The sequence below is a fragment of the Streptomyces purpurascens genome (assembly GCF_045040895.1).
GTDB classification, from domain to species: Bacteria; Actinomycetota; Actinomycetes; order Streptomycetales; family Streptomycetaceae; genus Streptomyces; species Streptomyces purpurascens.
Genome location: NZ_CP108341.1, coordinates 3,302,835 through 3,314,721 on the forward strand (window position 1 = coordinate 3,302,835; position 11,887 = coordinate 3,314,721).

General features: G+C 71.8%; 11 protein-coding genes. 7 read left to right on the plus strand and 4 right to left on the minus strand.

Annotated features, from left to right (window positions below; translation table 11 throughout):
* The first annotated feature begins 5 nt into the window (after positions 1 to 5).
* From OHU35_RS14980 to OHU35_RS15005, 6 genes are all read left to right on the plus strand, one after another.
* Positions 6 to 1,271, plus strand: a complete 1,266-nt coding sequence (locus OHU35_RS14980; protein WP_189723703.1) for a 6-phospho-beta-glucosidase — start codon at positions 6 to 8, stop codon at positions 1,269 to 1,271.
* Complete coding sequence (locus tag OHU35_RS14985; protein WP_189723704.1) at positions 1,262 to 2,233, plus strand: N-acetylglucosamine kinase; 972 nt, start codon at positions 1,262 to 1,264, stop codon at positions 2,231 to 2,233. The genes OHU35_RS14980 and OHU35_RS14985 overlap by 10 nt, the downstream gene beginning before the upstream one ends.
* An 83-nt stretch (positions 2,234 to 2,316) precedes the next feature.
* Positions 2,317 to 2,538, plus strand: a complete 222-nt coding sequence (locus tag OHU35_RS14990; RefSeq protein ID WP_189723705.1) for a hypothetical protein — start codon at positions 2,317 to 2,319, stop codon at positions 2,536 to 2,538.
* A gap of 683 nt (positions 2,539 to 3,221) precedes the next feature.
* Positions 3,222 to 4,886 (plus strand): energy-dependent translational throttle protein EttA, encoded by a 1,665-nt coding sequence (ettA, locus tag OHU35_RS14995; protein ID WP_189723706.1) that lies wholly within the window; start codon positions 3,222 to 3,224, stop codon positions 4,884 to 4,886.
* 6 nt (positions 4,887 to 4,892) lie between these two features.
* Positions 4,893 to 5,306: a thioesterase family protein gene (locus OHU35_RS15000; RefSeq protein ID WP_189723707.1), complete on the plus strand. Its 414-nt coding sequence runs from the start codon at positions 4,893 to 4,895 to the stop codon at positions 5,304 to 5,306.
* A complete protein-coding gene (locus OHU35_RS15005) occupies positions 5,303 to 5,971 on the plus strand; it encodes a hypothetical protein (RefSeq protein WP_189723708.1) in 669 nt (222 codons plus the stop codon). Before OHU35_RS15000 ends, OHU35_RS15005 begins: the two co-directional genes overlap by 4 nt.
* A 22-nt stretch (positions 5,972 to 5,993) precedes the next feature.
* On the opposite strand, the gene OHU35_RS15010 is transcribed toward OHU35_RS15005, so the two are convergent.
* Complete coding sequence (locus OHU35_RS15010; RefSeq protein ID WP_189723709.1) at positions 5,994 to 6,407, minus strand: globin; 414 nt, start codon at positions 6,405 to 6,407, stop codon at positions 5,994 to 5,996.
* A gap of 67 nt (positions 6,408 to 6,474) precedes the next feature.
* Between OHU35_RS15010 and OHU35_RS15015 the strand changes: the two genes are divergently transcribed.
* Positions 6,475 to 7,464 (plus strand): methyltransferase domain-containing protein, encoded by a 990-nt coding sequence (locus OHU35_RS15015; protein WP_189723710.1) that lies wholly within the window; start codon positions 6,475 to 6,477, stop codon positions 7,462 to 7,464.
* Positions 7,465 to 7,475: 11 nt separating this feature from the next.
* On the opposite strand, the gene OHU35_RS15020 is transcribed toward OHU35_RS15015, so the two are convergent.
* From OHU35_RS15020 to OHU35_RS15030, 3 genes are all read right to left on the minus strand, one after another.
* Positions 7,476 to 9,041, minus strand: a complete 1,566-nt coding sequence (locus OHU35_RS15020) for an FHA domain-containing protein (protein WP_189723711.1) — start codon at positions 9,039 to 9,041, stop codon at positions 7,476 to 7,478.
* A 32-nt stretch (positions 9,042 to 9,073) separates the two neighbouring features.
* Positions 9,074 to 10,420: a VWA domain-containing protein gene (locus OHU35_RS15025; RefSeq protein ID WP_189723712.1), complete on the minus strand. Its 1,347-nt coding sequence runs from the start codon at positions 10,418 to 10,420 to the stop codon at positions 9,074 to 9,076.
* 99 nt (positions 10,421 to 10,519) lie between these two features.
* Positions 10,520 to 11,887 (minus strand): PP2C family serine/threonine-protein phosphatase, encoded by a 1,368-nt coding sequence (locus OHU35_RS15030; protein WP_189723713.1) that lies wholly within the window; start codon positions 11,885 to 11,887, stop codon positions 10,520 to 10,522.

The window sequence follows — 11,887 nt, forward strand, 5'->3', positions numbered from 1 at the left end:
CACACATGAAACTCACCGTGGTCGGCGGAGGCTCGACCTACACCCCCGAACTCGTGGACGGCTTCGCCCGCCTCAGGGACACCCTGCCCATCGAGGAACTGGTCCTGATGGACCCGGCGGAGGACCGCCTGGCCCTGGTCGGAGGCCTGGCCCGCCGCATCTTCGCCCGCCAGGAGCACCCCGGCCGCATCACCACCACGACCGACCTCGACCGGGCGGTCGACGGCGCGGACGCGGTCCTCCTCCAACTCCGCGTGGGCGGCCAGGCGGCCCGCGAACAGGACGAGACCTGGCCCCTCGACTGCGGCTGCGTGGGCCAGGAGACCACGGGTGCCGGCGGCCTGGCGAAGGCCCTGCGCACGGTCCCGGTCGTCCTCGACATCGCGGACCGCGTCCGCCGCACCAACCCGGACGCCTGGATCATCGACTTCACGAACCCGGTCGGCATCGTGACCCGCGCCCTGCTCGAGGCGGGCCACAAGGCGGTCGGCCTGTGCAACGTGGCGATCGGCCTGCAGCGCAAGTTCGCGGCCCTGCTGGGCGTGGCGCCCCCGGAGGTCCACCTGGACCACGTGGGCCTCAACCACCTCACCTGGGAGACAGGAGTACGCCTCGGCGGCCCGGAGGCCGAGGACGTCCTGCCCGAACTCCTGACGGACCACGGCGACACGATCGCGAGCGACCTGCGCCTCCCACGCGCTCTGCTGAACAATCTGGGCGTGATTCCGTCGTACTACCTGCGCTACTACTACGCGCACGACGAGGTCGTAAGAGAACTGCGGACGAAACCGTCGCGGGCGGCCGAAGTAGCGGCAATGGAGAAGGAACTGCTGACGATGTACGCGGACCCGGCCCTCTCCGAAAAGCCGGAGCTGCTCGCCAAGCGGGGCGGCGCGTACTACTCGGAGGCGGCGGTGGACCTGGCGGCGGCGTTGCTGGGCGGTGGCGGCTCGCCGTACCAGGTGGTGAACACGTACAACCGGGGCACGCTCCCGTTCCTCCCCGACGACGCGGTGATCGAGGTACAGGCGGCGGTCGGCGCCAAGGGCGCGTCCCCCCTCGCCGTCGCCCCGGTGGACCCCCTCTACGCGGGCCTGATGGCGAATGTGACGGCCTACGAGCACCTGGCCCTGGAGGCGGCCCTGCACGGCGGCCGGACGCGCGTCTTCCAGGCCCTCCTCTCGCACCCCCTCATCGGCCAGTACGAGTACGCCGAGGCGCTCACGGACCGGCTGATCGCACACAACCGGGAGCACCTCGCGTGGGCCTGACCGCATCCGTCCTCGCCATCGACGCCGGCAACAGCAAGACGGACGTAGCGATCGTGACGGCGGACGGAGAGGTCCTGGCCACGGCACGCGGGGCCGGCTTCCGCCCACCCGCGGTCGGCCTGGACACCGCGATGGACACGCTCGCCGACCCGGTCGGCCGGGCCCTCACCACGGCAGGCCTCGCCTCCGTCACGCACGTCTCGGCGTGCCTCGCCAACGCCGACTTCCCCGTCGAGGAGGACCAGTTGGCGACGGCGCTGCAGGCCCGCGCCTGGGGCACGACGGTGACGGTCCGCAACGACACGTTCGCGATCCTGCGCGCGGGGGTGACGGAACCCCGGGGCGTCGCGGTCGTCTGCGGCGCCGGCATCAACTGTGTGGGCATGCACCCCGACGGCCGCACGGCCCGCTTCCCGGCCCTCGGCAGGGTCTCCGGCGACTGGGGCGGCGGCTGGGGCCTCTCGGAGGAGGCGATGTGGCATGCGTCACGTGCGGAGGACGGCCGCGGGCCTGCCACGGCCCTGTCCCGGACCCTCCCCGCCCACTTCGGTCTCCCCTCCATGTACGCGCTCATCGAGGCGCTGCATCTGGGCCAGGTAGCGCAATCCCGCCGCCACGAGCTGACGCCGGTCCTCTTCGCGACGGCGGCGGACGGCGACACCATCGCCCGCGTGATCGTCGACCGTCAGGCGGAGGAGGTGGTCTCCATGGCCGTGGTGGCCCTCACCCGCCTCGACCTGGTGGACGAACCGGCCCCGGTCCTCCTGGGCGGCGGCGTCCTGGCCGCCGAGCACCCCCAACTGAACACCATGATCCAGAACTTGCTGGCCGACCAGGCCCCCAAGGCGATCCCGCAGGTGGTCACGGCCAGTCCTGTCCTCGGCGCGGCCCTGCTCGGGCTGGACAGGGTGGGGGCGAGGGAGGGGGCGCAGGGGCGATTGCGGGCGCATTTCGGGGTGTGAGACGGGGCTGGGCGGGCGGGCGCTCGAACCCCCTCCGTGGACGGCCGCTGTGACTGGGGTACCCGCGGGCGCATACTGAGGCAATGACAAAGCCTTCCGCGAAGCGTCACCTGCCCACCAGCCCCTTCAAGCCCCCGGTCGTGCCGGCTCCCAAGCACTTCGCCGTCGGCGACCAGGTCACCCACGACATCTACGGTCTCGGCCGGGTGGTCGGCATCGAGGAGGGAATCGCGGCGCTCGTGAACTTCGGCGGCTCGGTGGAACAGCGGATCCTGAGCCCGTACGCGAAGATGACCAAGCTCTAGGACCGCAGCACCCGCTCACCGCACGCCAGGTCCCAACGGGGGGCTTGGATTCAAAGGGAGACCTCTCATCGACCTGACCTCGCCGTTCTCCGCACCGGACGGACCGCCCCACTGCCCTGCCACCGCATCGCCCCCTCCGGCCAGGAACCCGTTCCAGGCCCCGGACTTCGGAGAGGACGAGCCCTACGTGTCCGAGGACGGGCAGTAACCCGCCACACATAACGCAGGTGAACGGCCTCCGAAGTCGCTGGGCGAGATCTTCCTGCCGGACTGCGCCCAGCGGCTTGACGCGGCGGCGGCATTTCGCGCGCGGCCGATAGTGAAACCCCAGGCCAAAGGCCCGGCCCGCGAGAAGGCGTCCGGGCCATGCCGCTCTCCTCCTGGCCGCCGCCGAAGAGGCCGGACTAACACCGCTGCACCACGACCGGCACTTCGAGACCAGTACCACCGGCCAACCGGTACGGATGATCGACCTCCGATGACAGATCTCGTAGATCAGTAGATCAAGGGAGAGTCGACGGGCACCGCGTCTACGTCCGTCAGGTCATCCCACCCACCAGTCGACAGCCGCGAACCCCCAGTTCAGCCGCCCACAGCCATACGCGTTTCCGCCCAGGGGTGGCGGTACGGCAAGATGGGGTGTATCTGCCCACTGCCAGTTTCAAGCTGCCGGACGGTTTCTCTTGGCTGAGTTCATTTACACCATGCGCAAGGCGCGCAAAGCGCACGGCGACAAGGTGATCCTCGACGACGTGACGACGAGCTTCTACCCGGGAGCGAAGATCGGCGTCGTCGGCCCGAACGGCGCCGGCAAGTCGACGATCCTGAAGATCATGGCGGGTCTGGAGCAGCCGTCCAACGGTGACGCCTTCCTCACCCCCGGTTACACCGTCGGCATCCTGCTGCAGGAGCCGCCGCTGACCGAGGACAAGACCGTCCTGGAGAACGTCCAGGAGGGTGTCGCCGAGGTCAAGGGCAAGCTCGACCGGTTCAACGAGATCGCCGAGCAGATGGCGACCGACTACACCGACGCGCTCATGGACGAGATGGGCAAGCTCCAGGAGGAGCTCGACCACGCCAACGCCTGGGACCTCGAGGCGCAGCTGGAGCAGGCCATGGACGCGCTGGGCTGCCCGCCCGGCGACTGGCCCGTCACCAACCTGTCCGGCGGTGAGCGCCGCCGCGTCGCGCTGTGCAAGCTGCTGCTGGACCAGCCCGACCTGCTGCTGCTCGACGAGCCCACCAACCACCTCGACGCCGAGTCGGTGAACTGGCTGGAGCAGCACCTGGCCAAGTACCCGGGCACCGTCGTAGCGGTCACTCACGACCGGTACTTCCTCGACAACGTCGCCCAGTGGATCTGTGAGATCGACCGCGGCCGCCTCTACCCCTACGAGGGCAACTACTCCAAGTACCTGGAGACCAAGGCCGCGCGCCTCAAGGTCGAGGGCCAGAAGGACGCCAAGCGGCAGAAGCGTCTGAAGGAAGAGCTCGAGTGGGTGCGGTCCAACGCCAAGGGACGTCAGGTCAAGTCCAAGGCGCGTCTGGCCCGCTACGAGGAGATGGCCGCCGAGGCCGAGAAGATGCGGAAGCTGGACTTCGAGGAGATCCAGATCCCGCCGGGCCCGCGTCTGGGCAGTGTCGTCGTCGAGATCAACAACCTCAGCAAGGCCTTCGGCGAGAAGGTCCTCATCGACGACCTCAGCTTCACGCTCCCGCGGAACGGCATCGTCGGGATCATCGGCCCGAACGGTGCCGGTAAGACGACCCTGTTCAAGATGATCCAGGGCCTGGAGGAGCCGGACTCCGGTTCCATCAAGGTCGGCGACACCGTCAAGATCTCGTACGTCGACCAGAGCCGCGAGAACATCGACCCGAAGAAGACCCTGTGGGCCGTGGTCTCCGACGAGCTCGACTACATCAATGTCGGCCAGGTCGAGATGCCCAGCCGTGCCTACGTCTCCGCCTTCGGCTTCAAGGGCCCGGACCAGCAGAAGCCGGCCGGGGTGCTCTCCGGCGGTGAGCGCAACCGTCTCAACCTCGCGCTCACCCTCAAGCAGGGCGGCAACCTGCTGCTCCTCGACGAGCCGACCAACGACCTGGACGTCGAGACCCTGAGCAGCCTGGAGAACGCGCTGCTCGAGTTCCCCGGCTGCGCCGTGGTCGTCTCCCACGACCGGTGGTTCCTGGACCGCGTCGCCACGCACATCCTCGCCTACGAGGGCGAGTCCAAGTGGTTCTGGTTCGAGGGCAACTTCGAGTCGTACGAGAAGCACAAGATCGAGCGGCTCGGCCCGGACGCCACCCGTCCGCACCGCGCCACTTACAAGAAGCTGACCCGGGGCTGATCGATCTTGCGGCACATCTACCGCTGCCCGCTGCGTTGGTCGGACATGGACGCGTACGGCCATGTCAACAACGCGGTCTTCGTGCGCTACCTGGAGGAAGCCCGTATCGACTTCCTCTTCCGGCCGGAGAAGGATTTCCAGCAGGGGTCCGTGGTGGCACGCCATGAGATCGACTACAAGCGGCAGCTCGTCCACCGGCACCACCCGGTGGACATCGAGCTGTGGATCACCGAGATCAGGGCCGCGTCCTTCACCATCACCTACGAGGTGAAGGACGACGACGTGGTCTACGTGCGGGCCTCCACGGTGGTCGTGCCGTTCGACTTCGAGGCACAGCGTCCGCGCCGGATCACCGCGGAGGAACGGGAGTTCCTCCAGGAGTACACGGACGACGCCGAGGATGAGGCCGTCGCCGCATGACGGTCCTGCACCTTGTCGACGAGGGGGAGGCGGCGGATCTCGCGGCCTTCCTCTCCCGGCTGCTCCACTACGACCGTGGGGCCGCGGTGCGCCTGCAGGCGGCGGGCACCGCACTGGCCGTCTTCGGACGGCCGCCGTCCTTCGAGGTGCTGGCCGTGCGTGCGGTGCGGCTGGCGAAGCCGTACGAGAACGGGCTGGACGTCACGCTGGACGTGACCGTGTCCGCCGGTGAGCTGCTGGAGGCGGTGGACGAGAAGGCTGCCACGGCTGTCGTGCCGGGTGCCGTGACCGGGCCTCCGTGGGCGGGCGTGCTGCCGCCGCGCGGCGGGTGGCGGCCCGAGCCGGGGCTGCCGGCGCCGGACGCCCTGCGGTCCCTGGTCGCCGCCGTGGTCGCCGAGTTCCGGTCCCGTACGCAGGAGTTGCCGTCCGAGCGGCGCACCAGGGCCGAGCTGGATGGGATCGGGCGGGACATCTGGTCCCGTACCGTCGGCGACACCCGCCTCCCCGTGCGGGTCGTGCACGCCGCGCAGTCGCTCGGCTTCCTGCGGCCGGGGGTGCCGCTGGGGCTGTTCTCCTCGGGCGCGTGGCTCCGGCTGCGCACGCCGTACGGGTCGATCGCCGTACGGCGCGCCGGGCTCGGGGCGCTGGACGTCAGCGTCCGCTGACCACCACCCCCTCCCCCGCCGGTCAGTCCGGCGCGTTCACCATCGAGGCCGCCGCGTACGTCAGGTAGTTCCACAGCGTGTGCTCGTGCTCCTCGGACAGCCCGAGTTCGTCGACGGCGACCCGCATGTGCTTCAGCCAGGCGTCGTGCGCCGCACGGTCGACCGTGAAGGGCGCGTGCCGCATCCGCAGGCGGGGATGGCCGCGGTTGTCGCTGTACGTCGTCGGACCGCCCCAGTACTGGATGAGGAACAGCACCAGGCGCTCCTCGGCCGGGCCCAGGTCCTCCTCTGGGTACATGGGCCGCAGCAGCGGGTCCTCGGCGACTCCCTCGTAGAAACGGTGAACGAGCCGGCGGAAGGTCTCCTCCCCGCCGACCTGCTCGTAGAAGGTCTGCTCCTGAAGCGTGCCGCGCCGAATCTCATTCACGCCCTCCATGCTCTCAGACGCGGGGACATAGGACTCAAGGCCTAGGACCGCCCCCTGCTGCCCTTACTGTGGGGGTATGGGCGGGCATGCTCCCGACAGGGAACCGGAACCGGACGGGCTCGCCGCCTCCGCGCGGGCGGCACTGGTGCACCGGATCGACGCGAGCGGGGCCTGGGCCGCCGACCCGGTGTGGCGCGAGGCGTTCGCGGCGGTCCCGCGCCATCTCTTCGTGCCGTACTACTACGTCGGCGTCGCCGGCGGCTACGAACGACGCTGGGGCGAGAGCCCCGACCCTCGGGCGCGTGAGCGATGGGTGCGCGGTGCCTACGAGGACACCCCGCTGGCGACCCGGCTGCGCGACGGCGAACTGCTCTCCTCCAGCAGCCAGCCCTCCCTGATGGCGGACATGCTGGCCGCGCTGTGCGTGACGGAAGGGAACACGGTCCTGGAGATCGGCGCCGGCACCGGCTACAACGCCGCGCTGCTCGCCCACCGGCTGGGCGACGACAAGGTCACCACCGTCGATCTCGACCCGGAGATCACCGAGTCGGCCCGCCGGCACCTGGCCGCGGCCGGATACCACCCGGTCGTCGTCACCGGCGACGGCGCCCGGGGCGTGCCCGAGCGTGCGCCGTTCGACCGGATCATCGCCACCTGCGCCCTGAGCACCGTGCCGCGCGCCTGGCTCGCGCAGAGCCGTCCCGGCGGCCGGATCCTCATGCCGCTCGGCACCGGCCTGATCGTGCTCACGGTGAGCGACGCCGGGCATGCCGAGGGGCGGTTCCTGCACACGCCCGCCTACTTCGTGCCGCTGCGCGGCGGGAGCCGGCCCTGGGGTGAACCCGCCCAGTTGGGCGGGGTACCGCGCAGGGCCAGGGAGGACGACCTGTTCCGCTTCCTGCTGACGCTGACCCGCGGCAGCCTCGACCCGCAGGAGGCGCACGCGCTGTGGGAGCAGGAGGGCATGCCGCAGCGGGAGCGCTACGGCATCACGGTCAGCGGCGACCATGAGTGGGCCTGGCTGGACGACCCGGAGGGGCCGTACGCCTGGCCCCTCCCGTCCTGACCCGGAAGGGCTCAGCCCCGGCGGATCGTGATCGTCGTCCAGGCGCCCACGTGCACACGGTCGCCGTCCTGCAGCGGGACGGGGACGAACGGCTGGATCGGCTCGTCCGAGCCGTTGACCGTCGTGCCGTTCGTCGAGTTCTGGTCGACGACCGCCCAGTTGCCATCCGGCTGCTGGACCAGCACCGCGTGCTGGTGCGAGACGCCCGGGTCCTCCGGCGGCACCGCCAGGTCGACGTCGGGGGTGTCGCCGGTGGAGTGCCGGCGGCGGCCGATCGTGATCTGGTTGCCGGTGAGCGTGCGCTGCTGCTCGGGCGAGTACGCGGGCAGGTTCAGGCCCGCGGCCTCGGGGCCGGAGCGCTGCATCATCGCCATGAAGTAGTCGCGGTCCGGGCCGATGGTCGCGGTCCAGGTCGCCGGTCCCTGCGGCGCCTGGGGCTGCTGCGGGAAACCGCCCTGGCCGGGGCCGGGAGGGGCCTGGGTCGCGCCGGGCTGCGGGTAGCCGTAGCCGCCCTGACCAGGACCGGGAGGGGCCTGCGTCCCACCGGGCTGCGGGTAGCCGTAGCCGCCCTGACCAGGACCGGGAGGGGCCTGCGTCCCACCGGGCTGGGGGAAGCCGTAGCCGCCGCCCTGACCGGGACCGGGGCCGCCGGGGCCACCGGGGCCGCCCGGGCCGGAGGTCGGCGGGGAGATCACCCAGTCGTCTTCACCGCCGCCGAACGGACCACCCTGCTGCGGCGGCCGCTGGGTCTCCTGCGGGAATCCGGGCGGGGCCGGCGGGCCGGACTGCTGGAAGGCCTGCGGAGCGCCGGGCGCACCGGGGCCGCCGGGACCACCAGGTCCGCCGGGGCCGGGGGGCGGCGGGACCGGCCGCGAGGGGTCGGCACCGAATCCGGGCGGGCCGGGAGGGCCGCCGGGTCCGGAGGGACCGCCTGGGCCGGGAGGACCACCAGGTCCGGGAGGGCCGCCGGGACCGGGAGGGCCACCGGGACCGGGGTAGCCGCCGGGGCCACCGGGGCCGCCGGGTCCGCCCGGTCCGGGGAAGCCGCCCCCGGGAGGAGGGGGAGGGCCCGAGGGATCGCTGCCGAACGGCGGGATCGGCTCGGCCGGGCGGTTCATCTGCGACGGACGGGAGCCCTGGTACTCGTACGAGTCACCGCCGCCGTAGGACGGACCCGACGGGCCGGGACCGGGCTGGCCCGGAGGCTGGAAACGCACACCCGGGCCGGGCGCCTGCGGGGGCGGGGCCGCGGGGGTGTACGAAGTCGCCGTGTTCGTCAGGAAGTTCCACCGGCACTCCTCGCAGAACGGTGCGCCGCCCTCACGCGGCGTACGGCACTGCGGGCAGAGCTCCGGCTCGGCGTTCGGTACGGCGGACAGGTGCGGAGGGCGCCCACCGGGACCGCCGGGCGGGCCACCGGGGCCGCCGGGGCCACCCGGACCGCCGGGCGGCGGGAAGCCGTAGCCGCCGGGCGGGGGCGGTGGAGGGGGCGGAGGCACGGCACCCGCCATGCGGTGACCGCAGACCTCGCACCAGTCGTCGGAACCCGACTGGTGTCCGTTCGGGCAGGTCGGCATGTCGGCCCGTCCCTCCTTCGATCTCTTCTAGGTCACTTCTTTACACGAACAGTCTTGGTGGACCGGGTCTCGAGCGTCATCTCGTCGGCCTCCTGAACCTTCGCCTTCAGTCGCACAGTACCGGTCGCGGCATCGACCACGTCCACCACCTTCGCAAGCAGTTTCGCAGTATCGGCGTTCCCGGAGGCACTCGCGAGCTGAACGGCCCGGCCCAGTTTGGCCGTTGCTCCATCCATATCCCCCGCTTTGCGAAGGTCCAGCCCGTGCTGGATGGCCTGTGCCAGTTCGGCCTGCCCGGTGTAGTGGGCGACCTGGGGGTTGATCGACGTCGAGGCGACCATGTCGTCGGTCCACACTGCCCTCACCAGACCCTGCGCGCCGAGGTTCTGGACGCTGCCGTCGGGCTGCGGAATGACCAGCGAGACCCGGGCCGCCAGCATCTCCTGCCCGATGTGCGCGGCCGGGACCTCGACACAGACGTGGTAGTCACGGGACTCGTCTCCCCAGGAACCAAGGGGGTAGTCGCCCGCGCGGGGGCCCGCCTCGGTGCGCCTGCCGGTCAGCTCCTCGACCGTCGGCGCGACCTGCTTGACGAACTTCACGGTGGTGTCGACCGGGGTCCACAGCCGCAGGGAGACGTCCGCGACCTCCTTGCCCATCGCCGTCTCCATCATCTGTGTGAAGTCGGCGGCGAGCCCGGCCGGATCGGCGACGATGTCGGCGGTGCCGAGCAGGGCGGAGGCGATCCCTGTGACTTCTTTCACTTCCCAGTCGGTGCCCACGCCGCGCGCGTCACAGGTGAAGCGCCCGGCGCACGCGTCGAGCGCGGCCTTCAGATCCTCGGGCGATTCGTGCTCATTGCGGCCGTCGGTGAGCAGGATGCCGTGCCGGATGGCGACGTCCGCGGAGGAGAGCAGGCGGTCGGCGAGTTTCAGCCAGGTGCCGATGGCCGTGCCGCCGCCCGCGCTGAGCGAGCGCAGCGCCTGCTTGGCCTGCTCACGGGTGGTGGCGTCGGCGACCGCGACGCGCCCGCCGCCCGGGTAGACCTCCTTGGCCACGTGCGTCCCGCCGATCACCGCGAAGTGCACGCCGTCGCGCAGGGTGTCGATCGCGGCGGCCGTGGCGTCCCGGGCGTTGCGCATCTTGGTCGGCGGGTAGTCCATCGACCCCGAGCAGTCGACCATGACCGCCACGGCCGCGGACGGGCCCTGGCCGGGCGAGTAGAGGTGGGGTGCCGCCACCGCGCTGCCGATCGTGCCGCCGCCGGTCGCCGTCACCGTGACGATGGCGTTGACCTCGCCGGCGCCTTCCGGCAGGTACTCGTTCTGGTACACGTCCACCGAGAACTGCGGCACGTTCGACTTCGAGAAAATGGCCATGCCTGCTTCGATCCCCCTCGAAAGCCCCCACCGGAGCGGGGTGATGACGGTAGGCGGACCGGTCCCCTCCGGTCCGCCGAGGCGTCCCCGTACGTGGCCTCAGGCCGATCCTGCCCCCTGGGGCACGGCGGGGAACGGCACGAGGGCCACTGTTACGTTGTCGTGGCCCCCGCCGTCCAGGGCGTGCCCGACGAGCACCCGGGCGCTGTGCAGCGGATGCGCGGCGGCGTCGAGCGGGAGGACCCGGGCCAGCTCCTCGGCCGCCTCCGCGTAGTTCCACAGGCCGTCCGTGCAGACCACCACCACGCCCGGCCGGTCCGGCTTGAACGCGGCGGTGTGCGGTTCCAGCTCGTAGGCGTCCGCGCCGAGCCAGCCGGTGATCGCGTGGGCGCGCTCGTCGGCGTAGGCCTCGGCCTCGTTCATCAGGCCCGCGGCGACCATCTGCGCGGCCCACGAGTCGTCCTCGGTGAGCCGGGCGGGGGGAGCGCTCCGGTCGACCGGGACCCAGTAGGCGCGGCTGTCGCCGACCCAGCCGACGATCAGCAGGCCCGACGTCACCACGGCGCCGACGATGGTGCACGCGGGGGCGTTCTGGTGCGGGGCCTGCTCGAGTGCCGTGGCGGGCTCCGCGGCGAGCGAGTTGACGGCGCGTGAGGCGGCGACGATCGCGTCGTGCATCGCCTGCTGCGGGTGCGCGCCGCGCGGCAGGGCGGCCAGCACCGCCTCGCTCGCGGCCCGCGACGCGGCCTGGGAGGCGTCGTCGGGGCGGGTCGCCGAGGAGACGCCGTCGCAGACGATCGCCACGGAGGCGGGAGTGCCGTCGGGCAGCGCGGTGGTGCCGATGGCGAACGCGTCCTCGTTGCGGTGGTGGCGCAGGCCGCGGTCGCTGACCGCGGCCACCGGGCCGGACTCCTGCTCCATGTGGTCCCGTTCACGCGGCTGGGCGTGGCCGCAGTTCTCGCAGTAGCCGTCGTCGTCCACGCGGCCGGCACGGCAGGCCACGCAGACCTTGCCGCCGGCGCCGGCGGCCGGGGCCGCGGGCTCGGCGGACACCCGTGGGTCCGGTGCCTGGAGGAGGTACTCGTCGGGCTGCATCTGATCGGGCTGGGTCTGGTACGTCTCCGGCGGCGCGGCCTGTCCGTCGGGCTGCGGCCTCCGGTCGAACCGCACGCCTGCGGCCGGGGGCGCCTCCGGTGGCATGGGGCCGCCCGCGGCCGGGGCCTGGGGGTCCGCCGGCCCTGGCGCCTGCCAGGGCGCGCCGGCGGGTGGCGCCGGCGGGCGCTCGGGATACTCACCGGCCGGAGCGCCCTGGGCGGGCACCGAGCCGTTCATGGTGATGGTCGGGTTGTCCTGCGGCCGTTCGGGCACGGCGGACAGGTCATATCCGCACGCGCCGCAGAAACGGTCACCCGATTCGAGGGGTTCCTCGCAACTCGGGCAGGCGGACAACTGGGGCATCTGCGACAT